This is a genomic window from Ideonella lacteola, assembly GCF_038066555.1.
Lineage (GTDB): Bacteria > Pseudomonadota > Gammaproteobacteria > Burkholderiales > Burkholderiaceae_C > Ideonella > Ideonella lacteola.
Genome location: NZ_JBBUTG010000009.1, coordinates 184,848 through 207,320, shown reverse-complemented (window position 1 = coordinate 207,320; position 22,473 = coordinate 184,848). Strand labels below are relative to the sequence as shown.

Annotated in this window: 21 protein-coding genes; 14 read left to right on the top strand and 7 right to left on the bottom strand. The window is 66.0% G+C overall.

Going from position 1 to position 22,473, the window contains the following annotated elements; translation table 11 throughout:
• Window positions 1-12 precede the first annotated feature (12 nt).
• Both AACH06_RS15580 and htpG read left to right on the top strand, forming a co-directional pair.
• The gene (locus AACH06_RS15580; RefSeq protein ID WP_341426661.1) at window positions 13-600 is read left to right on the top strand and encodes a hypothetical protein; all 588 of its coding nucleotides are present in this window, start codon (window positions 13-15) and stop codon (window positions 598-600) included.
• A 203-nt stretch (window positions 601-803) separates the two neighbouring features.
• Window positions 804-2,684: a molecular chaperone HtpG gene (htpG, locus tag AACH06_RS15575; RefSeq protein ID WP_341426660.1), complete on the top strand. Its 1,881-nt coding sequence runs from the start codon at window positions 804-806 to the stop codon at window positions 2,682-2,684.
• Between the two features lie 250 nt (window positions 2,685-2,934).
• On the opposite strand, the gene AACH06_RS15570 is transcribed toward htpG, so the two are convergent.
• Window positions 2,935-4,611, bottom strand: coding sequence for an Ig-like domain-containing domain (locus tag AACH06_RS15570; protein WP_341426659.1), 1,677 nt, complete (start codon window positions 4,609-4,611; stop codon window positions 2,935-2,937).
• A gap of 176 nt (window positions 4,612-4,787) precedes the next feature.
• Between AACH06_RS15570 and AACH06_RS15565 the strand changes: the two genes are divergently transcribed.
• Window positions 4,788-5,750, top strand: coding sequence for an IS5 family transposase (locus AACH06_RS15565; RefSeq protein WP_341426658.1), 963 nt, complete (start codon window positions 4,788-4,790; stop codon window positions 5,748-5,750).
• A 146-nt stretch (window positions 5,751-5,896) separates the two neighbouring features.
• Here the strand turns inward: AACH06_RS15565 and AACH06_RS15560 are convergent, their stop codons facing one another.
• Together AACH06_RS15560 and AACH06_RS15555 are read right to left on the bottom strand one after the other, a co-directional pair.
• Window positions 5,897-6,922: a serine/threonine protein kinase gene (locus tag AACH06_RS15560; RefSeq protein ID WP_341426657.1), complete on the bottom strand. Its 1,026-nt coding sequence runs from the start codon at window positions 6,920-6,922 to the stop codon at window positions 5,897-5,899.
• Window positions 6,923-6,943: 21 nt separating this feature from the next.
• Window positions 6,944-7,504 carry a GNAT family N-acetyltransferase gene (locus AACH06_RS15555; protein ID WP_341426656.1) on the bottom strand — a complete coding sequence of 187 codons (561 nt, stop codon included), beginning with the start codon at window positions 7,502-7,504 and terminating at the stop codon, window positions 6,944-6,946.
• 496 nt (window positions 7,505-8,000) lie between these two features.
• Between AACH06_RS15555 and rplM the strand changes: the two genes are divergently transcribed.
• The 6 genes from rplM (at window position 8,001) to AACH06_RS15525 (ending at window position 11,794) form a co-directional block, all read left to right on the top strand.
• Entirely contained in the window at window positions 8,001-8,429 is a 429-nt protein-coding gene (rplM, locus tag AACH06_RS15550; protein ID WP_341426655.1) for a 50S ribosomal protein L13, read from the top strand.
• Window positions 8,430-8,438: 9 nt separating this feature from the next.
• Window positions 8,439-8,831: a 30S ribosomal protein S9 gene (gene rpsI, locus AACH06_RS15545; protein ID WP_341426654.1), complete on the top strand. Its 393-nt coding sequence runs from the start codon at window positions 8,439-8,441 to the stop codon at window positions 8,829-8,831.
• A 93-nt stretch (window positions 8,832-8,924) separates the two neighbouring features.
• A complete protein-coding gene (locus tag AACH06_RS15540; protein WP_341426653.1) occupies window positions 8,925-9,647 on the top strand; it encodes a DUF6776 family protein in 723 nt (240 codons plus the stop codon).
• Window positions 9,648-9,722: 75 nt separating this feature from the next.
• Window positions 9,723-10,118: a bactofilin family protein gene (locus tag AACH06_RS15535; RefSeq protein ID WP_341426652.1), complete on the top strand. Its 396-nt coding sequence runs from the start codon at window positions 9,723-9,725 to the stop codon at window positions 10,116-10,118.
• Between the two features lie 56 nt (window positions 10,119-10,174).
• Window positions 10,175-10,549: an iron-sulfur cluster insertion protein ErpA gene (gene erpA, locus AACH06_RS15530; protein WP_341426651.1), complete on the top strand. Its 375-nt coding sequence runs from the start codon at window positions 10,175-10,177 to the stop codon at window positions 10,547-10,549.
• Window positions 10,550-10,630: 81 nt separating this feature from the next.
• The gene (locus AACH06_RS15525; protein ID WP_341426650.1) at window positions 10,631-11,794 is read left to right on the top strand and encodes an ADP-ribosylglycohydrolase family protein; all 1,164 of its coding nucleotides are present in this window, start codon (window positions 10,631-10,633) and stop codon (window positions 11,792-11,794) included.
• Here AACH06_RS15525 and AACH06_RS15520 read toward each other — a convergent pair.
• Entirely contained in the window at window positions 11,781-12,176 is a 396-nt protein-coding gene (locus AACH06_RS15520) for a RidA family protein (protein WP_341426649.1), read from the bottom strand. The genes AACH06_RS15525 and AACH06_RS15520 overlap by 14 nt on opposite strands.
• Window positions 12,177-12,211: 35 nt before the next feature.
• The gene (locus tag AACH06_RS15515; protein ID WP_341426648.1) at window positions 12,212-13,858 is read right to left on the bottom strand and encodes a benzoate-CoA ligase family protein; all 1,647 of its coding nucleotides are present in this window, start codon (window positions 13,856-13,858) and stop codon (window positions 12,212-12,214) included.
• 162 nt (window positions 13,859-14,020) lie between these two features.
• On the opposite strand from AACH06_RS15515, the gene kynB reads away from it, so the two are divergent.
• From kynB to kynA, 3 genes are read left to right on the top strand one after another with little or no spacing between them, the layout of a single operon-like run.
• Window positions 14,021-14,650: an arylformamidase gene (kynB, locus tag AACH06_RS15510; RefSeq protein ID WP_341426647.1), complete on the top strand. Its 630-nt coding sequence runs from the start codon at window positions 14,021-14,023 to the stop codon at window positions 14,648-14,650.
• An 8-nt stretch (window positions 14,651-14,658) separates the two neighbouring features.
• Window positions 14,659-15,948: a kynureninase gene (gene kynU, locus AACH06_RS15505; RefSeq protein ID WP_341426646.1), complete on the top strand. Its 1,290-nt coding sequence runs from the start codon at window positions 14,659-14,661 to the stop codon at window positions 15,946-15,948.
• Window positions 15,945-16,820: a tryptophan 2,3-dioxygenase gene (gene kynA, locus AACH06_RS15500; RefSeq protein ID WP_341426645.1), complete on the top strand. Its 876-nt coding sequence runs from the start codon at window positions 15,945-15,947 to the stop codon at window positions 16,818-16,820. The genes kynU and kynA overlap by 4 nt, the downstream gene beginning before the upstream one ends.
• 164 nt (window positions 16,821-16,984) lie before the next feature.
• Here the strand turns inward: kynA and AACH06_RS15495 are convergent, their stop codons facing one another.
• Window positions 16,985-18,115 (bottom strand): ABC transporter substrate-binding protein, encoded by a 1,131-nt coding sequence (locus AACH06_RS15495; RefSeq protein ID WP_341426644.1) that lies wholly within the window; start codon window positions 18,113-18,115, stop codon window positions 16,985-16,987.
• 37 nt (window positions 18,116-18,152) lie between these two features.
• Entirely contained in the window at window positions 18,153-19,289 is a 1,137-nt protein-coding gene (locus tag AACH06_RS15490; protein WP_341426643.1) for an ABC transporter substrate-binding protein, read from the bottom strand.
• 334 nt (window positions 19,290-19,623) lie between these two features.
• On the opposite strand from AACH06_RS15490, the gene AACH06_RS15485 reads away from it, so the two are divergent.
• Both AACH06_RS15485 and gshB read left to right on the top strand, forming a co-directional pair.
• Window positions 19,624-21,432 (top strand): aminopeptidase P family protein, encoded by a 1,809-nt coding sequence (locus AACH06_RS15485; protein ID WP_341426642.1) that lies wholly within the window; start codon window positions 19,624-19,626, stop codon window positions 21,430-21,432.
• 78 nt (window positions 21,433-21,510) lie between these two features.
• Window positions 21,511-22,473: a glutathione synthase gene (gene gshB, locus AACH06_RS15480; RefSeq protein ID WP_341426641.1), complete on the top strand. Its 963-nt coding sequence runs from the start codon at window positions 21,511-21,513 to the stop codon at window positions 22,471-22,473.

The following is a 22,473-nucleotide window of genomic DNA, read 5'->3' as shown; positions in this document are numbered from 1 at the left end:
CGGAGGGCCCGGGTGGGTTATGCCTTGTCCTGGCTGGCGGTTCGCGGCAAGTTGCCCGAACAGGTGCTGGCCGATCTGAATGCCACCCCCACGGGGGGCGAGGTGGATTTCGCTCGCAGCCGGCTGGGCGCACGGCGACTGCGCAGCGGCTGGTACGCGGTGTTCGCCCGGGAACAGGGGCATGCCTGGATGGACCCGGACACGCTCGGCCTGCTGTCGGCCAGTGCAGACCTGCTGGCCTGCACGGTCGACGAGAACCGACTGATGTCCAGCGCCGAACTGTGGCGCGCAGGCGACCTGGTGTGGCAGGTTCTCCACGACGGCCAGCAGTCGCATGACCACCTGAAGATCACCGGCGAGCCCCCGGCGCCCTTTGCGGCGCTGGCGATCGACCACCGCCGCCTGCAGGCGGCAGCGGGAGGGGGCCGAGCCACGATCGACCACCTCTTCCAGGTGCCGCTGAAGCTGGCACAACGGGTCACCGGCTTCAAGCACGATGAAGGCGATGCCGGTGCCGACGTGCCGTGGACGGAGCTGCACGATGGCCCGGTGCGACCGGTTCAGGCCAAGCCCTCCGTGCCGTGGTGGAAGCGCTGGTGACCCGGCGCTGGCGGGCAGCCGCCCCCTGAACAGGGCCTAAACTCGCGCCCCAGCCGCGAACGGCCGTTCGCAGACGCCAACCCGGCCTTGAAGCCGGGCCGGCTGCCCCCATGTCCCGCCAGTGCGCCCGCGAGGCCCTGCCGACCCCTCGGCGGCAAGGGCCATGCGCTGTTTTCACCTTTCCCAAGTTGCCGATCATCACCATGAGCAAGCACACCCACGCCTTCCAGGCCGAAGTCAAGCAGATCCTGCACCTGGTCACCCATTCGCTCTACTCGAACAAGGAAATCTTCCTGCGCGAGCTGGTCTCCAACGCCTCCGACGCCTGCGACAAGCTGCGCTTCGAGGCGCTGGACAAGCCTGAGCTGTTCGAAGACCAGCCCAACCTCGAGATCCGGCTGATCGTCGATGCCGAGGCCAAGACGATCACCATCCGCGACAACGGGGTGGGCATGAGCGCGGAAGAAGCTGCTGCTCACCTGGGCACCATCGCCAAGAGCGGCACGCGCGAATTCATGGCCGCGCTCGACGGCGACAAGAAGAAAGACGCCAACCTCATTGGCCAGTTCGGCGTGGGCTTCTACTCGGGCTTCATCGTGGCCGATCGCATCACCGTCGAATCGCGCCGCGCCGGCCTGCCGGCGGGCGAGGGCGTGCGCTGGAGCTCCGAGGGCACGGGCGAATACGACCTGGAGACGATCGACAAGCCGACCCGCGGCACCGACGTGATCCTGCACCTTCGCGAAGAAGAAGCCGAGTTCCTGGCAGCCTGGAAGCTGCGCTCGATCGTCTCGAAGTACTCCGACCACATCTCGCTGCCCATCCTGATGCGCAAGGAGGAGTGGGACAAGGATGCCGGCAAGTACGTGGCCAAGGACGAGTGGGAGACCGTCAACAAGGCCGCTGCGCTTTGGGCCCGGCCCAAGAGCGAGGTGACGGATGCCGAGTACCAGGAGTTCTACAAGCAACTGAGCTACGACGCCCAGCCGCCGCTGTCCTACACCCACAACCGGGTCGAAGGCCGCAGCGAGTACACGCAACTGCTGTACATCCCGGCGAAAGCGCCCTACGACCTGTGGAATCGAGACAAGCGTGGCGGCGTGAAGCTCTACGTCAAGCGCGTGTTCATCATGGACGACGCCGAGGCGCTGATGCCGGTTTACCTGCGCTTCGTCAAGGGCGTGATCGATTCGGCCGACCTGCCGCTGAACGTGAGCCGCGAGCTGCTGCAGGAAAGCCGCGACGTGAAGGCCATCCGCGAAGGCTCGACCAAGCGCGTGCTGTCGATGCTCGAATCCCTGGCGGACAGCGACAGCGCCGATGACCAAGCCAAGTACATGAGCTTCTGGAAGGAATTCGGCGCGGTGCTGAAAGAGGGCATCGGCGAGGATTTCCAGAACCAGGAGCGCTTGGCCAAGTTGTTCCGCTTCGCTTCGACGCATGCCGACGAAGGCGTGTCGCTGGCCGATTACGTCAAGCGCATGAAGGAAGGCCAGGAAACGATCTATGTGATCACGGCCGATTCACTCACCGCCGCCAAGTCGAGCCCTCAGCTGGAAATCTTCCGCAAGAAGGGCTTGGAGGTGCTGCTGCTGACCGACCGTGTCGACGAGTGGCTGCTGTCGCACTTGCACGAATTCGAGGGTCATGCGCTGCAAAGCGTGGCCAAGGGGGCGTTCGACCTTGGCAAGCTGCAGGATGAAGAGGAAAAGAAGCAGGCCGAAGCCACCGCCGAGGCGTTCAAGCCCGTGCTCGATCGCTTGAAGGAGAGCCTCAAAGACCGGGCGAAAGACGTGCGCGTGACCACACGCCTCGTCGACTCGCCCGCCTGCATCGTTGTCGACGAGGGCGATATGAGCGCCCACCTGGCGCGCATGCTGAAGCAGGCCGGCCAGGACGCGCCGGCTGCCAAGCCCATCCTCGAAGTGAACCCCGAGCACGCCCTGGTCAAACGCCTGGACAACGACCCACGCTTCGACGACTTGGCGCAGATCCTGTTTGATCAGGCGCTGCTCGCCGAAGGTGGGCACCTGGACAACCCCGCCGAGTATGTCCAGCGGGTCACCAAGCTGCTGAGTGCTTGATGGCGCCAGGACTGCCGGGGGCCCGCGGCTCGCTCGCTGGCCCCACTCGAGCGTCGCGCATTCAGGCGCTCCCATGCAGTGCTCGGTGCCTTAGATCAGCCTCGATGGCCCCTTGCTCTGCGGGGATAGGTCCAGGATGAGGCGATCCCCTTCTTGGCTCGTCTGCGCCGGCGCAGACCAAGCCGAGAAGGCCGCTCGGTCAATTGGCTGGACTGGGGCGTGGTCAAGGCCAGTGACCGCGCGGAGGCTGCTAGTCGAACAGTGCGCTTCGCAGCACGCCCGTTTCGAGATGCTCGGTGTTCCAGATCATCATGGCACGTCCGTGCGGCAGCGCTATGAGGTCTTGCAGAAAGCGATCTTGGTCCTCTGCGACCTTCGAAGGCGTCGACCAGGCCTGGCTTCCGCGCTCGAGTAGTCGGCTGTTCCACGCTTGGCTCAATTGGTCGCCGTCGTTGTAGTTGTAGGCACCCCAGATGAGGTTGCCGCGACCTTCGGAGTCGATGGAGATCTTCACGCCCAGGAAGCCGCCCTTGGGGACGGGAATGTCGAAGGCGCCGCCCCAAGGGCCGGCGTCTCGCGAAAGGTGCCGCAGGCGCAGCCAGTCCGCCACCTCATGATGATGGCTGTAGGCGAAGTAGAAGTCGCCATCGGGGCCGGCAGCGAGGTCCGTAGGCTCAGGCCAGTCCCGTACCTCCTCGATCAGTTGCGGCGTCGACCACGTCCCGTCGGCCCCGCGCTGAGTCGACCAGACGCTCAGCTCGAACGCGCAATCGCAATTGTCGCTGACGGCGTCGGTCCAGACGAAGGCGCTGTTGCCCTTGGAGCTGTTGGCTAGTTTGGGGTTATGCACCGTCCCGGCGGGATGAGCAATGACGGTGGGTGCGCTCCAGTCGCCAGCGATGGGTGCCTGAGCCGCCTGAATCGTTCCGTTGTCCTTCCAGAGCGCCAATGCCTGGCCGTCGCCTAGCAGGCTGAGCGACAGCAAGTTGCCAGCACCGAGCTGCACTGGCGCAGTCCATCCCTGATCGGGGACGTACCGTTGGCTCCACACATGACTGTCAGGTGCCGAGCCCTCCGCCCAGATGACCAGGCTGCTGCCGTCCGGTTGCATCACTACCTGGGGATCGTCGGCCAAGTTCGTGCCCGAGATCCCGATGCTCTCGGCCCCGGACCATTTGACACCGTCCCAATGCGAAGCCTGCAAAGTGCCTTCCGTGTCATAGGGGCTTCTGAACGTCGTCCAGACGGCGATGCCGTGACCTGACGCGTTGAAAGCGATACGAGGAGCGTGAAGGCCCTGGCGCAGGCGATCGCCCGTGACGTAGAGCCCGGCGGGTGTGCTCCAGCCCGCACCGGGGCGATATCGGCTGACCCACACGCTGCTGGAGTTACTGTGGCTTTCTTCCCAGGTCACCCAGGCCGAGCCATCGGGCATGCCGACGGCATTGCCGAAGTATCTTTTTTCGGCGTAGGCTCTGCCAGCGGGCAGCGTGTCGTAAGGGCGCCAGACCCCGTCGCGGGTGCGGAATGCCCACTGCTTGGGCACGATGGGTGAACCATCGGCGGTGAGGATGTTCGCTCTCAGGGTGGCCTCGTAGCGCGTCAGAAAATCCAACGACTCACTGGGCGTGAAGCTGACTTCCTTGGTGGACGAGGTGTACGCAGCGCTTCCGGCGACCGGGGTGCCGTCTCGCTGGAGCTGAAAGCTTTCGGTATCGACGGTGTCGGCTTTCAGCGAGGTTTCGAAGCGTGCCACGACGGTTGCTTCGGGTTCTGCCAGTTGTTCCCCATTGGCGGGGGACAGGGCGACGGGGGCGCGGGATTCGGAACCCGAGGAGCCCGAAGAGCCGCTGCAGGCCGGCAGGACGAGCATGCACGCAAGCGACGCCAGCCCGGCCAGCCGACCCAAGGATGAAGAGTGGACCATTCGATGTCCTCCATGAATTGTTGTCGAAGTTACGCCAGTCTTCTTCCGACCTGGGCGAAGCGGCACGCGCATGCGTATCCTGCCATTTTCGCCCTGTCGGGGGCTTAAGGAAGGTCTGCAGAAGTCGCCCGGTCTCGTGCTTGGCGGGAAGCTGAAGTGCTGAGACGATATGGCGCATGAAACAACACAGCCTGGGCCTGGGGACGACGGCCAAGCGCACGAGGCGACGAGAGTTTCTCGAGGAGATGGAGCGCGTGGTGCCGTGGAGCGAGTTGGTGGCGCTGGTGACGCCGTACCTGCCCGAGGGCAAGCGTGGCCGGCCATCATTCGCACCGGAGACGATGCTGCGCATCCACTTCATGCAACAGTGGTTCTGCTTGAGCGATCCGGCGATGGAAGAGGCACTGCACGACATGCCGCTGTTGCGCGAGTTCGCTGGCCTGGGCACCTGGGACGAGCGGCTACCCGACGAAAGCACCATCCTGCGGTTTCGCCATGTGCTGGAGAAGCACAAGTTGGCGCCGCAGATTCTGCAGACGGTGAACGAGCTGCTCACCGCCAAGGGCCTGCTGCTCAAGAGCGGCACGGTGGTCGATGCCACGCTGATTGCCGCGCCCAGCTCGACCAAGAACGCCTCGGGCGAACGCGACCCCGAGATGAAGCAAAGCCGCAAGGGCCAGCAGTGGTACTTCGGCATGAAGGCCCACATCGGCGTGGACGCCGAGTCGGGGTTGGTGCACACCGTGCGCGGCACCTGCGGCAGCGTCAACGACGTTGTCGAGGCCAACAGCCTGCTGCATGGGCAAGAGACTGACGCCTTTGGCGACGCGGGCTACCAGGGCGCGAGCAAGCGGCCAGACGCACGAGCAGACGTGAAATGGCACATCGCCATGCGACCCGGCAAGCGCAAGGCGCTGGACAAGACCAAGCTCGTGGACCAACTGACAGATCAGGTCGAGCGCATCAAGGCGCGTATCCGGGCCAAGGTCGAGCACCCGTTCCGGGTGATCAAGCGCCAGTTCGGCCACGTCAAGGTGCGCTACCGCGGCTTGGCCAAGAACACGGCGCAACTGCACACGCTGTTCGCACTCGCGAACCTGTGGCTGGTGCGTCGGCGCTTGCTGGGAGCCGGGGCATGAGTGCGTCCAAATCGGCGAAAGCCTGGGCTACGCTCGCCGAATCGGCGCCCAAGAGCTCGGGCTGAAGCCGTTTCTGGCATCTCGAGCCCAGATTCCGTGTTCTTCAGCGTCCATGCACGTCGCGCCATGCTTTGTGCAGACCATCCTTAACTCTTCAAGCGTTCAACTTGCTCCCGCAGATCAGTGGTCTGCTGATTCCAGTAAGACGGGCTCGCGAACCAGGGGAAGGCGATCGGGAAGGCCGGGTCGCGCCAGCGTTCGGCCAGCCAGGCGCTGTGGTGAATCATGCGAAGGGTGCGCAAGGGCTCAATGAGCAGCAGTTCCCGGTCGTCGAAATCGGCGAAATCGCGGTAACCGTCGAGCAGGTGGTAGAGCGCCGCTTCGACGGCGCTGCGCTCGCCGGGCAGCATCATCCACAAGTCCTGGATGGCCGGGCCCATGCAGGCATCGTCCAAGTCGACGAAGTGCGGGCCACTGTCCTCGCGCCACAGCACATTGCCGGCGTGGCAGTCGCCATGCAGGCGAATCAGCCGCGGCGAGCCGTGTTTCGTGAAGGCGTGTTCGACGGCATCAAGCGCGGCGGCGCTGGCCTGGATCCAGCCGCGGTCGATTTCCGGGTCGACGAACCCGAGGTCGATCAAACGTTGCCGGGGCTGATGGCCGAACGTGGCCACATCCAGGGTGCGGCGGTGCGAAAAGCGGTCGCGCGCGCCGATGCGGTGCAGGCGTGCCAGGAGACGGCCTGTCCAGGCGAGGACCTCGGCTTGTTCCAATTCGGGGGCGCGGCCGGCGCGGCGCTCACTCACCGCGAAGCGGAACACCTGGCCGCCGTCGGACCGGTAGTGCCCGAGCGTGGCGGCCTGCGGCGACAGGCTCAGCGCCGGTCCCTGCAGCAACAGTGGCAAGGGCGGAACCACCGGCAACTCGGCATCGGCCAGCTCGGCGGCAAATCGATGCTCTTCGGCGATCTGCGCGTCAGACCATCGCCCAGGCCGATAGAACTTGGCCACCACGACCCGGCCATCTTCGAGGAGGGCCTGGTAGACGCGATTTTCGTAGGAGTTGAGCTGCAGCAAGCGGCCGTCGCAAGCGAAGCCGGCATCCTGCAAGGCGCCGAGGACGACCGCGGGGTCGAGTTCGGCATAAGGGGCGTCGATGGACGGAGAGGACATCGACGCATGGTAAGCGCGCGCTTACTCGATCGTCGAGTCGCGTACCTTCCTGATGCCGGCTTTGATCTCGCCGAAAATGCTGCGCAACTGGTCCACACGCTGAGCATTGCTCTTGAGTTGGTAGTCGATCTCCGCGGCCTGGTTTTCGACCATTTCCTCGATCACCGAACCCAGCGTCTCCGGTGGCAGCCGCAACCGGGCTTCGGCTTCGCCTCCGTCCCGCTCCACCTTGGCGCCCGCGTTGCGAGCGATTCGCAGCATCGCCGCGTTCTCGCTGAGGGCGTGGATGATCATGGTGTCGACTCCTCGATTGCGCGCATGCAGCATCGCGTGATCGAACAACCGAGCCCCATAGCCGCGGCCACGGGCCTTCGGGAGCACAGAGACTCCAAACTCGGCCCCTTGGCGCATGCGCGGCGACTGGGGCAGGTAGGCCAGGTGCGCCTGGGCGATCAGTTCGAGTCGGCGGTTGAAGATGCCGAACACCTCGTCTCGATCGAAGTCGAGCAGATCGACATAGCGGCTCACCTGAGCGTCGCTGGCCGCGTAGCCGAAGCGCAGATAGCGATCGGCCGGGTCCAAGGAGAGTAAGTGGGCGAGCACTTTCGAGCGATGTCGCTGCGAAAGTGATCGGATGGGAATCCACCGAAACGGTTCGGTGGCAACGGACGGCGTCGGCGCCTTCGCGCTGCTGGGCGGGGTCGCCGCCGGTTCAGCGGTAGGTCGATCGTCGGAAGGGCCCATGGTTTGGCCTCCAGATCTTGGTGATTACCCTAGTCTAGCGACCTCGAGTGGAGAGCGGGCTCCAATACCCGGGAACGGTCGTCGCCCGCCCTGCTTGGCATTCGGCGATGTTGAGCTATACTCACCAGCTTTCCCGTTTTCGGCGGGGAGAACGGGCTTTGCCTGTTGGGTGGTGATTCCGATGAGGAGCCGCTGCCAACTGAGCGAGGTGCCGGTGCGCCAGAGAGGCCGCCGGTCGGGCTTCAGATTCCTGGAGTTTGACCCTTCCAAGCGGTACCGAAGGGGCCGGTGATCCGTCCAGACAGCCGATTTTCTTCTCATTCAGAGATCCCTCATGAAGACCTTCAGCGCCAAGCCGGCCGAAGTGACGCACGAGTGGCTTGTGATTGACGCCACCGACAAGGTGCTCGGACGTGTTGCCAGCGAAGTGGCACTCCGTTTGCGCGGCAAGCACAAGGCCATCTACACGCCTCACGTGGATACCGGCGATTTCATCATCGTCCTGAACGCAGACAAGATCCGTGTCACTGGCAACAAGGCCAACGACAAGATCTATTACCGTCACTCGGGCTTCCCAGGCGGCATCTACGCCACGAAGTTCAAGGACATGCAAGCCAAGCATCCGGGCCGTGCCCTGGAAAAGGCCGTCAAGGGCATGCTGCCCAAGGGCCCGCTCGGCTACGCGATGATCAAGAAGCTGAAGGTGTACGCGGGCGACACGCATCCGCACGCCGCCCAGCAGCCCAAGGCGCTGGAAATCTAAGGAGCGGTGATGATCGGTAATTGGAACTATGGCACCGGCCGCCGCAAATCTTCGGTCGCTCGGGTGTTCATCAAGAAGGGTGTAGGCCAGATCACGGTCAACGGCAAGCCCGTCGACCAGTATTTCGGCCGCCAGACTTCGATCATGATCGTCAAGCAGCCGCTGTTGCTGACGGGCAATGGCGAAGCCTTCGACATTCAGGTCAACGTGCACGGTGGTGGCGAATCGGGCCAGGCTGGTGCTGTTCGCCACGGCATCACCCGCGCGCTGATCGACTACGACGCAGCGCTCAAGCCTGACCTGAGCCGCGCCGGCTTCGTCACGCGTGACGCGCGTGAAGTCGAACGTAAGAAGGTCGGTCTGCACGGCGCCCGCCGCCGCAAGCAGTTCAGCAAGCGCTGATCTTCGCTTCAACGACCCAGTCGTTGTTGTTCATTCGAAAGGCCGCATTCGCGGCCTTTCGTGCCTTCAGGCCCCTGTTCACCTCCGGACACGATGCGCTTCAAGCTGTTGCGTCGCCGCCTGTCGATCAGTGCTCCGCGCATGATCGTGCGCAGCCATCTGCCCTGGCCGCTGCGTTGGGCGCTGTATGCCGTGGCATTGGGCTTCTCCGCGGCCATCGCGCTGTGGGCGTTTGAGTTCGGCAAGGACATTGCGGGCCTGGACCGCAGCTCATCGGAAGAGGTGGCCCACCTTCGCGCCGAGCTGGACAGCCTGAAAGAGGCCTCCGAGCGAGCCCAGGCCATCGCCAACACGGCTGACAGCCTGCTGAAGGCGGAAAAGGTGGCGCAAGAGCGCTTGGCGGCGCAATTGAAGCAGGCCGAGGCCGAAAACCTTGCCTTGAAAGCGGACCTGGGCTTTTTCGAGCGGCTGCTGCCGGTGGCCGGCGGCGCGGCGTCCGGCGGGGTGCTGTCGGTCCGCGGCTTTCAGGTGGAGCCGGCCGCCGCCGGTCAGTTGAGATACCAGCTGCTGGTCATGCAAAACGGCCGCCCGTCGGTACCGTTCGATGGCCGGTATGAATTGACGCTCAGCGGGGAATTGAATGGCCAGGCCTGGTCGTCAGGCTTGCCGGGAGGGGCGAAGCCTCTTCAGGTGAAGCAGTACGCGCGGGTCGAGGGGCGCATCGATCACCCCGAAGGGGCCGTGGTAAAAACCGTGCAAGTGAGGGTGTTGAACGGCGCTGGAGCCGTCATGGCCACGCAGATGGCCAAACTTTGAAGTCGCCTGACACGCGCCGGTGCACGCGGCGCGCGGCGACCCAAGACACGTTGGGAACGCAGCAAAGGACACTCCATGTGGTTCAAGAAACAACCCCCCATTCGCAGCCTCATTGGTGAGGGCACCGCCGTGCACGGCGAGCTTCGCTTTGGCGAAGGTCTGCGCATCGACGGTGAGGTCCATGGCGATGTGATCGCCGCTGGCGACCGCCCCACCTTGTTGGTGATCAGCGAAAATGCCCGGGTGCACGGCAAGGTGATCGCTGGACATGTGATCATCAACGGTGAGGTCGTCGGCCCGGTCCATTCGACCGAGCTGCTCGAAATCCAGCCGAAGGCACGCATTTCGGGAGAAGTTCGTTACGAAACCCTTGAAATGCACCAGGGTGCCACCATCGATGGTGAACTGCGTCACCATTCGAGCCAGGGCGAAAAGCCCGCGCTGGTTCTGGCGGCATCGAACGACGCCTGATGGCCGGCCCTGGCCCTGAATTGAATCTCTGAACCGTTGTTTCGAAGGATGCTGCCATGAACGCCCTGGCTGAAATCACCACCACCGACGCCGGCGCGATGCCCGCTCCGATCCTCTTCACCGACAGTGCCGCGGCCAAGGTGGCCGATCTGGTGGCCGAGGAGGGCAACCCGGACCTCAAGTTGCGCGTGTTCGTGCAAGGTGGCGGCTGTTCCGGCTTCCAGTACGGCTTCACCTTCGATGAAATCGTCAATGAAGACGACACCCAGATGACCAAGAACGGTGTCACGCTGCTGATCGATGCGATGAGCCTGCAGTACCTGATGGGCGCCGAGATCGACTACAAGGAAGACCTGCAAGGCGCGCAGTTCGTGATCAAGAACCCGAATGCAACCACCACCTGCGGGTGTGGTTCCAGCTTCTCCGTCTGACCACGATCGGCTTGCCGCCGATGCTCGAAGGCCGCCCATCCAGGCGGCCTTTTTGTTGATGCGAACCTCTGTTTCCTAGCCGTGTCGACGAATCCACGCCGGGTTCTCGCCCACCGGCTGACGGGGTGCCTGTGGGGCACCGCCGTCGGCGACTCGGTCGGGCTGCCGTTCGAGAACCTGTCGCGGCGCTCGGTGCGCAGCATCGCGCGCGAGCCTCTGCGCCAATCGCTGGTGTTCGGCCGCGGGATGCTGTCTGACGACACCGAGCACACCCAGCTGGTGGCGCTCAGCCTGATCGAGGCTAGACGCGATGTCGGCCGATTCCGCGCACTGCTGGCGAGGCGATTGCGCTGGTGGCTGCTGAGCGGCCCGCCTGGCGTGGGCAGTGCGACGGCCCGGGCGATCCTCAAGTTGTGGTTCGGTGCGAACCCGGCCTCGTCGGGCGTGCATTCTGCGGGCAATGGCCCGGCCATGAGAGCTGCCATCCTCGGTGTGGCGTGCGGCGCCGACGGTGCCTGGTTGGTCGAGACGGTTCGCGCATCCACCTGCCTCACGCACACCGACCCCGCGGCGTTCGAAGCGGCTCTGGCGGTGGCCGTGGCGGCCCATGCCGCCCCCACCGTTCTGGCCGAGCCTCCCGAAGGTGTCTTCGACGCGTGGCGGCGTATGTACCTTGCGGTCTCGCCGAACCCTGATCTGCTGGCTGCTCAGTGGGCGCTGATGCGCGAAGGGGTGGCGCAGCGCTGGAGCCTGGACGAGCTGGCGGGGCAGCTGGGATGCCCCGGCGGCGTCACGGGCTATGCGTTGCACACAGTGCCCGCGGCGCTCTACGCGTGGATGTGCAGCCCTGCGGACTTGCGGCGTGCGGTGACGGCCATCATCCGTTGCGGTGGCGATACCGATTCAACGGCGGCCATCGTCGGGGGCATCGTGGGGGCCGGTGTCGGCCCGTCGGGGGTGCCGGTGGACTGGTTGTCCCGCATGTGGGCGTGGCCGCGCGGGCCGAGCTGGATGCAGCGCACGTCAGAGCGCCTGGCCGACGCGTTGACCGAGAGCCTCGCCGGACCAGCCGGCTCGGCCACATCGCCGCCCTGGAGCCAGCGCGCCGCTGAGGCGGCCTGGTGGCCCTTCTTCCTGCAGCGCAATCTTGCGATGTTCGGCGTGGTGCTGGCCGTGTTCTTCATCCGGACCCTCCGTGTCGGCCTGGCGGCGACCTCGAGGGCGCTGGGCCTCAACCCGGAATGACCGCCGTGACCTCGATTTCGACCTTGGCGCGCGACTCGATCAGCGCAGCCACCTGAACCGCCGTCATCGCGATCGCATAGGAGCCGATCGTGTCCCGGAAGACCGAGCCGATTTCCTTGGCCCGTGACAGGTACTCGGCCCGATCGGTCAGATACCAGGTCATGCGGACGATGTGGTCGGGCGTGGCGCCGGCCTCGGCCAGCACCGCGATCACGTTGAGCAATGCCTGCCGCGTTTGCTCGACCAGGTCATCGCTGTCAAAGCGGCATTCGGCATTCCAGCCGATCTGGCCGGCCACGAAGACCTGTGTGCCCTTGGCCGCTACGCCGTTGACGTAGCCGCGAGGCGGGGCCCAATGGGCGGGCTGCAGAACCTTGTGCATCGCTGATTCCTCTCTTGTTGTGGGCGGCGCCACCATTACGCAGGTTGCCGCAGCCTGAAGCGCTGCAGCTTGCCGGTCTCGGTGCGCGGCAACTGATCCCGGTACTCAATCGCACGGGGGTATTTGTAGGGGGCGATCGTCTGTTTGACGAAGTCCTGCAGCGCCTTTGTCATGGCGGCGTCGCCGGTGTGGCCCGGCTTGAGCACGACGAAGGCCTTCACGATCTGACCGCGGTCGTCGTCGGCCTGGCCCACCACGCCACACTCGGCCACCGCGGGGTGCAGCAGCAAGGCGCTCTCTACCTCGGGCCCCGCGATGTTGTAGCCGCCGCTGATGATCATGTCGTCGGTGCGAGCCTGGTAGACGAACTGGCCGTCGCTGTCGACGAGATAAGCGTCGCCCGTCAGATTCCAGCCGTGCTGCACATACTGCCGTTGCCGATCGTCAGCCAGGTACTTGCACCCCGTGGGTCCACGCACCGCGAGCCGGCCCACCTGGCCGGACGGCACCGGCTGCCCTTCTTCATCGAGGACCACGGCCTGGTAGCCGGGCACCGGCACGCCGGTGGCGCCTGGCCGTGCGTGGGCCTCGTCGGCGGAGATGAAGATGTGCAGCATCTCGGTGGAGCCGATGCCGTCGATGATCTCGATGCCAGTGCGTTCGCGCCACAGCTTGCGTGTCGCCGCCGGCAAGGCCTCACCCGCCGAGACGCACTTGCGCAGCGAGCGCAGGTCGGGGGCGGCACTCCCGCCCTGCGCCCCCGCGAGTGCGATCGCACGGTACGAGGTGGGCGCCGTGAAGCAGACGGTGGCCCGGTAGCGTTCGATCGCCGCGGGCAGGGTGTCGGGCGTCGCCTTCTCGATCAGCACCGTCGAGGCGCCGACCGACATCGGGAACAGCAGCAAGCCGCCGAGACCGAAGGTGAACGCGAGCGGCGGGCTGCCGATGAAGACATCGTCCCGTTGGGGCTTCAGCACGTGTGCCGGCCAGCAGGCGCAGGCGGCCATCACATCGCGGTGAAAGTGCATGGTGGCCTTGGGCATGCCGGTGGTGCCCGAGGTGAAGGCCATCAGGCACACATCGTCGGCGGAGGTGGGCAAGGCGTCGAAATGGCTGGAGCGGTGGGCGGCGCGGTGCTCCAGCGAATCCGCGGCCTCGCTGTGAAAGAGTGCCACCTCTCGCAGCGTGGCGGCGCCCCCGTCTGCCCGCGCCAGCGTCAATTCCTCTGCAAGCCGGGCGTCGCACAGGGCGTGGGTGATCTCGGCCTTGTCGATGATCTGCTTCAGTTCCTTGGCGCGCAGCAGCGGCATCGAGCCCACGGCGATGCCGCCGGCCTTCACCACCCCCAACCAACAGGCCGCCAGCATGGGTGTGTTCGCGCCGCGCAGCAGCACGCGGTTGCCGCTCACCAGCCCCATGCCCAGCACCAGCTCGTGGGCAATGCGGTTCACCTGCTCCTGCAACTGCGCATAGGTCCAGCGCACACCTTCTCCCTGGATCGCGAGCCGGTCACCTTCGCCAGCCGCGACGCGCGCATCCAGCAGGGCACTGGCGCAATTCAGTTGGTCGGGAAACTGCAGCTCCGGCAGCTCGAAGATCAACTGGGGCCACTGCTCCGCGGGAGGCAGGCGATCGCGGGCGAAGGTGTCGCGCAAGGCGCTCGGCAACAGCGGCAACGGCATGGTCAATTTCTCCCGGCAAGGGGCCATGGGCGAGCACGTCACGGCCCGCGGCTTGACCAAAATCTAGGCGCGATTACTTCACTTGTCAACTATTCAGGTCTATACTTTTTCGAGACGACCCGTCCAGATGACTGTCCACGCAAGCGCGACTAAGCTGGTCTGATGAGCAAACGCCTTTGGGATATCTCGCCCCCCGTGCACGCCGGCGCCCCTGTCTTCCCGGGGGACACCGCCTACCGCCAGGAATGGGTGGCCTCGATCACGCCGGGTTGCCCGGTGAACGTGTCGGCCATCACCATGTCGCCGCATGTGGGCGCCCATGCCGACGCCCCCTTGCACTACGACCCGCAAGGGGCGGCCATCGGGATGGTGGATCTCTCCCCTTACCTCGGGCGATGCCGTGTGGTGCACGCCATCGGATGCGGGCCCCTTGTCCGGCTCGAACACCTGGCGCACGCCGTAGACGACCTGCCGCCGCGTGTACTGGTGCGCACGTATGAGCGCGCGCCGCAGGCGGCCTTCGACAACGATCTGCCGGCATTCGATGCCGCGCTCGTCGAGTGGCTGGCCGATCGCGGTGTGACGCTGGTGGGCATCGATTCGTCGAGTGTCGACCCTGCGGCGAGCAAAGAGCTTCCCAGCCACCAGGTGCTTCGCCGGCGCCATGTGCGGGTCCTGGAGAACCTGGTGCTCGACGATGTGCCCGAAGGCGACTACGAGCTGATCGCCTTGCCCCTGAAACTGATCCATGCAGACGCCTCGCCCGTTCGGGCCGTGCTGCGCGACCTGTGAGACCCACGATGAGCCAAGCCCTGACACGCGACGCGTGCGCGGCCCTCGACGCAGCCGATCCGCTGCGCGGGCTGCGCCAGCTTTTCACCATCCCGGAAGGCGTCAACTACCTCGACGGCAATTCGCTCGGCGTGATGCCGGCCGCGGCGCCCGAACGGGCCGCGCAAGTGGTGCGCCACGAGTGGGGCGAGGGGCTGATCCGCAGCTGGAACTCGGCCGGCTGGATCACGCTGCCGCAGCGTGTGGGCGACAAGATCGGCCGGCTGGTTGGCGCGCGCCCGGGCGAACTGGTGGTGGCCGATTCGACCTCGGTGAACCTGTTCAAGGCCCTCAGTGCGGCCATCTCGATCGCCCAGGCCGATCGCCCGGGTCGGCGGCTGATCCTGTCGGAGCGAAGCAACTTCCCCACCGACCTCTACATCGCCCAATCGTTGGCACGGCAGCACGGCATGGAGCTGGAGCTTGCCACCGCGGCCGAGATCTCGGCCCGCCTGGACGAGCGGGTCGCGGTGCTGATGCTCACCCAGGTGAACTACCGCACCGGTGCCGTCCACGACATGGCGGCGGTCACCGCTCATGCCCACCGCGTCGGGGCCCTCGCGTTGTGGGATCTCGCGCATTCGGCGGGGGCGATCCCGGTGGATCTGAATGGGGCGAACGCCGACTTCGCCGTGGGCTGCGGCTACAAGTACCTCAACGGCGGCCCCGGCGCGCCCGCCTTTGTCTGGGCGAATCCGCGCCACGCGAGTCGCTTCTGGCAGCCGCTGTCGGGCTGGATGGGCCACGCGTCCCCATTCACCTTCGACACCGACTACCGCCCGGCCGAAGGGGTGTCGCGCTACCTGTGCGGCACGCCGTCGGTCATCGGCCTGTCGGTGCTCGAATGCGGGGTGGACACCCTGCTTGCGGCCGAACCGCTGGGCGGCATGGCAGCGCTGCGCCAAAAATCGCTGGCGCTCACCGACCTCTTCCTGGCGCAGGTCGAGGCTCGGTGTGCGGGCCTGGGCTTGCGGTCGGTGACGCCCGCCGATCGCCGGGTGCGGGGCAGCCAGGTGTCACTGGCCTGCGCCTCGGCCTCCGGCTACGCCGTGATGCAAGCGTTGATCGAGCGTGGGGTCATCGGCGACTTCCGCGCGGGGGACGGCACCGAAGCCGAACCCGATCTGCTGCGCTTCGGTTTCACGCCGCTGTACACCCGGTTCGTCGATGTGCACGATGCGGTGACTGCGCTGCACGACATCTTGACCACACAGCAATGGCGCGAAGCGCGTTTCAACCAGAAGGCGGCAGTGACATGAGTTGTCCCATCCACAGCGGTGGCGCGGGCGAGGCGCCGCGCGGTGAATCGATCGTGCAGGAAGAGGGCGCGCAGCTCGATTTCTCGCGCGACATGAGCTATGGCGACTACCTGCACCTCGACGAGGTGCTGAATGCCCAGCACCCACTCTCGCCCGATCACAACGAGATGCTGTTCATCGTGCAGCACCAGACGAGTGAGTTGTGGATGAAGCTGATGCTGCACGAATTGCGCGCCGCGGTGGCAGCGATCGCGGCCGATCAGCTGCCGCCGGCGTTCAAGATGTTGGCGCGCGTCTCCAAGATCATGGAGCAGCTCGTCCATGCCTGGGATGTGCTGGCCACGATGACGCCGCCCGAGTACTCGGCCATCCGGCCCTACCTCGCGCAATCGAGCGGTTTTCAGAGCTGGCAGTACCGCTGCATCGAGTTCATGCTCGGCAACAAGAATGCCGCGATGCTCAAGCCGCACGAGCATCGGCCCGACCTGCTGAAGATCGTCGAGGCGGCGTGGCGCGCGCCGTCGCTGTACGACGAATCGCTGCGGCTGATGGCGCGGCGCGGCATCGCGGTGCCGGCCAGCCATGTCGAGCGCGATTGGACGCAGCCCTACGCTGTCGACGACGGGGTCGAGCAGGCCTGGCTGCAGGTCTACCGGCGGCCCGAGGCGCACTGGGATCTGTACCAGCTCGGCGAAGAGCTCACCGACCTGGAGGACGCCTTCCGCCTTTGGCGATTCCGCCACGTGACGACGGTCGAGCGCGTCATCGGCTTCAAGCGCGGCACCGGCGGCACCGGTGGCGTGAGCTACCTGCGAAAGATGCTCGACACCGTGCTCTTCCCAGAGATCTGGAGACTGCGAACGAGCCTGTGATCGTCCGACTTTGCCAGTCTCGTGCGCGACCCCGGCCGTGCCCGACTGATTGAGCGCGCGCAGCGCCGCTCACCATCCTTTGGCGTGCGCGGAACCGGCCTTGCCGGTCCGCTGCGCGAGCCCTCTCGGGGGGCAGACCGCCGGAGCGGCCGTGGGGGCCGGCATTAACCGGCTATTCGGCCGAAACGGTCCACGACGACCAGCTCCACGTACTGCGAGCCCTGGCTGGCGCCGCCTTCATAGGCCACGCGATAGCCACCGAGGTCGACCTTCAGGTTGGCCAGCGCATCCCGCAGGCGTTGCCGGGACACTTCGCCACCGCGCTGCGCGGCTTGGCGGGCGGCTTCGACGGTGACGCGGCCGGCGATATAGCCTTCCAACACCGTCACGCCCATCTTCGCGCTGGCGTTGATCGCCGCCACATCGCGCGTGCACTGCGACACGACGCCCACGCCCAGTGCCGTGGGGCGGGGAACCACCAGGCTCATGACCACGCTGCGGCCCACGGCCGGTACGCCGTTGATCAGGTCTTGCCCGGCGAGCGACGAGGCGAAGAACATGCCGGGGAAGCCGCCATCGTTCATCTGCTTCATGATGGCGAGCACCGGCGCGGCATTGGTCGTGAAGACCACGCAGTCCAGCTTGGCGGCCAGCAATTGCTTGGCGGCCGAGTCGATGTCTTTCGCGTTGCGGTCAACGCCGAGCGCAATCGGCGGTTTGATGCCCGCGGAGTCCATCACCGTGGTCATCGTCGCGAGATTGATCTTCGACGTGTCCTGCAGATAGACATAGCCGACCTTGTTGAACCCAAAGGTCTTCAGGTAGGCGATCATCTGCTTGTATTCGATGTCGTAGCCGGCGCGGACATGCGCGGTGCCCGGCGGCGGGCTGCCGGCGCGGATGCCCATGTTGCCGCTGGCGGTACCGATCATCGAGATCTGGTGCTCCAGTGTCAGCGGCATGCAGTCTTGCGCACCGATGCCGCTGGTGAACCCGACCAATGCCGTGGCGCCCACGTCGATCAGGCTCTTGGCGTTGGAGACCACGCGCTCCTTCACGCCGCCGTCGTCCAGCGCCAGCAGCTCGAAGTTCAGTCCATTGGCGCCTTCGGCTTTGTTCGCGGCGGTGAAGGCCGCGTTCAACCCGAGGTTCACATCTTTGCCGTACTGCGTCTGTGTGCCCGTCAGCGAAGCCGACTGGCCGATGCGCACGGACTTGCTGCCCGAGGCCCAACCGAGCGCTGGGGAGATGGCGCAGCCTGCGGCGCCTGCGATCAAAAAATGTCGGCGATGCATGCTGCGCGTTCCTCGTCCCTCGAACAAGCTCATACCTTCAGCCGACCAGGCGGCCGTAGCGGTCGACCGCCATCAGGTCGACAAACTTCGAGCCCTGCGACGTGCCGCCAAAGTCCACCCGGAAACCGCCGAGGTCGGTTCGCAGGCCCGCCAGCACTTCGCCAAAGCGCGCGCGGCTCAGCCGCCCGCTGTTGATGGCCTGGTGCGTCGCTTCGACGGCGATGCGGCCGACGATGTAGCCTTCGAGCGTGGTCACCCCCAGGCGGCTGCCGTTGTTCAGCAGCGCCAAGTCGCGCTGGCATTGATTCACCACCGGCGTGCCCATGCTTGATGGGCGGGGCACCACGAGGCTCATCACGCAGCCTTGCTGACGGGCGACGAGCTTGTCGATCAGCGTCTGGCCCGAGTACGACGAGGCGTAGTAGAGGCCGGGGTACTTCGCGGCCGACATCTGCTCGATGATCTTGCAGATCGGCTCGGCGTTCGTCGTGAACATCACGCAGTCCGGGCGGTTGGCCAGCAGGTCGCGCGCGGCCGCATCGAAGTTGGTCGCATTGCGATCGATGGCGACCGACACCTTCGGCGTGATGTTGGCGTCTGCCAGCGTCTGCTTCAGGGCATTGAGGTTGCTGACTGCCGCGTCGCCCATGTAGACGATGCCCACGCGCTGCAAACCGAAGTCCTTCGCGTAGCCCACCATGCGCCGGTATTCGGCATCGTGGCCCACCCGCACGTTGAACACGTTCTTCACGCCTTGGGCGCGCAGGCCCAGGTTGCCGCTGGCGGTGCCCATCAGCGAGATGCGCGAGTCTTCAAACACCGGCAGGCTGGCTTCGGCGCCCACGCCACTCGTGAAGCCGATGAGCCCGATCGCATCGCTCTCCGTCAGGTTGAGCACGTTTTTCATGCAATTGGCGCGCAGGCCGCCGTCGTCGAGGCAATTGAGCTCGAAGCGCACGCCGGTGTTCTGCGCATTCGCCGCCATGAAAGCCGCGGCAATGCCGCTGCGCATGTCCTGGCCGTAGGCGGATTGGCCGCCTGTGAGTGAGGCCGATTGGCCGAAACGCACCACGCGGCTGTCCGCGCGGCTGATCAGGGGCCATGCCCCCATCGAGGTGCCCAGGCCCACGGCGGAAGCCGCAGACAAAGCCTGCATGAAAGATCTTCTCTGCATGACGCGCTCCCTGTAGTGACAAACGTGCTTCGTTGCCGTTTGTGAAGGTGTCGTCGGCCGCCAGCGCCCCACGTTTAGCATCTGTGCAATTGCCATTACGTTTGCTACAGTTGGTTACCAACTGGCGAAACAGCGTTCGGCAGGTCCGTGCGTTGCCCGAACATTCGGAAGACGCCCCGGCGTGCATAGGCTTTCTGAATTTCCTTCGGCTGCCCGACTCCTAGAATCATTCGAACCGGCTCGACCACCTTGGTCGGGCTTTGCCTACCCAGGGTGATACCGCCGCGGTCTATCCGGCTGCCCGGCGTGTCGCCAGTCCCAACGGAGCCTCACGATGGACACCCGCACCTCCCCCGCCCGACTTCGCATTGCCCGCTTGCGCGAGGTGATGGCGGCGAATCATGTGGACGCGGTGCTGGTGCCTTCCAGCGACCCGCACCTGTCCGAGTACTTGCCTGGTCGCTGGCAGGGGCGTGAGTGGTTTTCGGGGTTCACCGGCTCGATGGGCACCTTGGTGGTCACCATCGGCGAGGCGGCCTTGTTCGCCGACAGCCGCTACTGGACGCAGGCCGAATCGGAGCTTCAGGGCAGCGGCATCGGGCTGGTGAAGATCCCGACCGGCGCCGCCACCCACCACCTGGACTGGATCGCCGAGCATGTGCGGCCCGGGCAGGCCTTGGCGGTGGATGGCCAGGTGCTCGGCCTCGCCGCGGCGAAGCAACTGCGCGGCGTGGCCGAACAGCACGGCATCCGGCTTCTCACCCAGGTCGATCTGCTCGAAGCCGCCTGGGCGGAGCGCCCGAGCCTGCCGACGGCCGCCGTGTACGACCACGGCTCGCCGCAGGCGCCGCTGGGTCGCCCGGCCAAATTGGCTTTGGTGCGGGAGGCCATGGCCCGCCACGGCGCCACCCACCATTTCGTTTCCACGGTGGACGACATCGCCTGGATCACCAACCTGCGCGGTGCGGACGTCGCCTACAACCCGGTCTTCCTGGGCCACCTGCTGATCGCCAACCAGAGCGCCACGTTGTTCGTCGGCGAAGGCAAGGTGGCGCCGGAGTTGACGGCCCTGCTGGCGGCCGACGGCATCACGCTGGCCGACTACAGCGCCGCGCCGTCCGCACTGGCGGCGCTCGGCCCCGGCGCGCGGCTGCTGATCGATCCGAAGCGCGTCACGCTGGGCCTGCGGGAGGCCGCCCCGGAGGGGCTGACGGTGATCGAGGCCATCAACCCCAGCACCTTGATGAAGAGCCGCAAGACGGCGGCCGAGGCGGCATTTGTGCGGCAGGCCATGGAAGAAGACGGTGCCGCCATGTGCGCCTTCTACGCCTGGCTGGAGCAGGCCCTGGCGCGCGGCGAGCGCATCACCGAAATCACGATCGATGAGCAGCTCAGCGCCGAGCGGGCCAAGCGGCCGGGTTTCGTGGGGCTCAGCTTCCCGACCATCGCCGGTTTCAACGCCAATGGCGCGATGCCGCACTACCGCGCCACCGCCGAACACCACGCCGCGATCGAAGGCGACGGCATGCTGCTGATCGACTCAGGCGCGCAGTTCGTCGGCGGCACGACCGACATCACCCGCGTCTGGCCCATCGGGCAGCCCACGGCGGCCCACAAGCGGGACTACACGTTGGTGCTCAAGGGCACGCTGCAGCTCAGCCGCGCGCGTTTTCCGCGCGGCACGCTCAGCCCGATGCTGGACGCCCTGGCCCGTGCGCCGATCTGGGCCGAGAGCCTCGACTATGGGCACGGCACCGGCCACGGCGTGGGCTACTTCTTGAACGTGCATGAAGGCCCGCAGTCCATCAGCAAGGCGATCCCTGACCTGAACATGGCCATGGAGCCGGGCATGATCACCTCGATCGAGCCGGGCCTGTACCGGCCGGGCCGGTGGGGGGTGCGCATCGAGAACCTGGTGCTGAACGTGGCGGCGCCCGCCAGCGAATTCGGCGAATTCCTCGAGTTCGAAACGCTCACGCTGTGCCCGATCGACACCCGCCTGATCGACGCGAGCCTGCTGCGCGCCGATGAGATCGACTGGCTGAATCGCTACCACGCGACCGTGCGCGAGCGCCTGGCGCCCAAGGTGAACGGCGACGCTTTGGCCTGGCTGAACACCCGCACCGAGCCCCTCGTGGCGTGACCTGCGGCGGCCGGCAGGGCGCCGCCACCGAAAACCCGTCACGGTCACGGCCAAGTACTTCGGGGCACACTGCGGCCCATGAAGCTGCTCTTCGTTGCCGACCCGCTGGCGGGTTTCAAGATCCACAAGGACTCGACCTTCGCGATGATGCGCGAAGCCGCCCGGCGCGGCCACGCGCTGTATGCCTGCGAGCCCCATGAGCTGTCATGGCAGCGCGGCGGGCGGGTCGAAGCGCAGACCCGCCAGGTGAGCCTAACGGGGGCTTCAGGCTACGGTGTGACGGACTGGTACCGCACCGTGAACGAAGGCCGCATCGCCCTGGCCGATTTCGATGCGGTGGTGATGCGGCAGGACCCCCCATTCGACAGCGAGTACTTCTATGCCACCCACTTGCTGGGCCGCGCCGAGGCCGAGGGCGCCAGGGTCTTCAACTCGCCCAAGGCGCTGCGCGACCACCCGGAAAAGCTGGCGATCCTGGAGTTCCCCGAGTTCATCGCGCCGACATTGGTCACACGGAGCGCGGCGGACGTTCGCCGCTTCCATGACGAGCACCGTGACATCATCCTGAAACCACTCGACGGCATGGGGGGCATGGGCATCTTCCGGGTCAAGGACGATGGCCTGAACCTGGGCAGCATCATCGAGACGCTGAACCGCGACGGGGCCCAGACGGTGATGGTGCAGAAGTACCTGCCGGCCATCACGGCGGGTGACAAGCGCGTGCTGGTCATCGGTGGACGACCGGTGCCCTATTCACTGGCCCGCATTCCGCAAGGCAGCGAGATCCGGGGCAACCTGGCTGCCGGTGGCAAGGGCGTGGCGCAGCCGCTGAGCGAGCGCGACCGCGAGATCGCCGAAACCATCGGCCCCCAGCTGGCCGCACGCGGCCTGCTGCTGATCGGGCTGGACGTGATCGGTGACCAGCTCACCGAGATCAACGTCACCAGCCCGACCTGCTTCCAGGAGATCACCGACCAGACAGGGTTCGATGTCGCGGCGATGTTTGTCGAGGCGTTGGAGGGCGCGGCACCGTCTCGATGA

Coding starts and splice junctions, on each gene's coding strand:
- AACH06_RS15490 (WP_341426643.1), bottom strand. CDS start 19,289: ATGCAGAGAAGATCTTTCATGCAGGCTTTGTCTGCGGCTTCCGCCGTG.
- AACH06_RS15570 (WP_341426659.1), bottom strand. CDS start 4,611: ATGGTCCACTCTTCATCCTTGGGTCGGCTGGCCGGGCTGGCGTCGCTT.
- kynU (WP_341426646.1), top strand. CDS start 14,659: ATGAGCCAAGCCCTGACACGCGACGCGTGCGCGGCCCTCGACGCAGCC.
- AACH06_RS15520 (WP_341426649.1), bottom strand. CDS start 12,176: ATGCACAAGGTTCTGCAGCCCGCCCATTGGGCCCCGCCTCGCGGCTAC.
- AACH06_RS15560 (WP_341426657.1), bottom strand. CDS start 6,922: ATGTCCTCTCCGTCCATCGACGCCCCTTATGCCGAACTCGACCCCGCG.
- erpA (WP_341426651.1), top strand. CDS start 10,175: ATGAACGCCCTGGCTGAAATCACCACCACCGACGCCGGCGCGATGCCC.
- htpG (WP_341426660.1), top strand. CDS start 804: ATGAGCAAGCACACCCACGCCTTCCAGGCCGAAGTCAAGCAGATCCTG.
- AACH06_RS15495 (WP_341426644.1), bottom strand. CDS start 18,115: ATGCATCGCCGACATTTTTTGATCGCAGGCGCCGCAGGCTGCGCCATC.
- kynB (WP_341426647.1), top strand. CDS start 14,021: ATGAGCAAACGCCTTTGGGATATCTCGCCCCCCGTGCACGCCGGCGCC.
- AACH06_RS15485 (WP_341426642.1), top strand. CDS start 19,624: ATGGACACCCGCACCTCCCCCGCCCGACTTCGCATTGCCCGCTTGCGC.
- AACH06_RS15540 (WP_341426653.1), top strand. CDS start 8,925: ATGCGCTTCAAGCTGTTGCGTCGCCGCCTGTCGATCAGTGCTCCGCGC.
- kynA (WP_341426645.1), top strand. CDS start 15,945: ATGAGTTGTCCCATCCACAGCGGTGGCGCGGGCGAGGCGCCGCGCGGT.
- gshB (WP_341426641.1), top strand. CDS start 21,511: ATGAAGCTGCTCTTCGTTGCCGACCCGCTGGCGGGTTTCAAGATCCAC.
- AACH06_RS15535 (WP_341426652.1), top strand. CDS start 9,723: ATGTGGTTCAAGAAACAACCCCCCATTCGCAGCCTCATTGGTGAGGGC.
- rpsI (WP_341426654.1), top strand. CDS start 8,439: ATGATCGGTAATTGGAACTATGGCACCGGCCGCCGCAAATCTTCGGTC.
- rplM (WP_341426655.1), top strand. CDS start 8,001: ATGAAGACCTTCAGCGCCAAGCCGGCCGAAGTGACGCACGAGTGGCTT.
- AACH06_RS15515 (WP_341426648.1), bottom strand. CDS start 13,858: ATGCCGTTGCCGCTGTTGCCGAGCGCCTTGCGCGACACCTTCGCCCGC.
- AACH06_RS15565 (WP_341426658.1), top strand. CDS start 4,788: ATGAAACAACACAGCCTGGGCCTGGGGACGACGGCCAAGCGCACGAGG.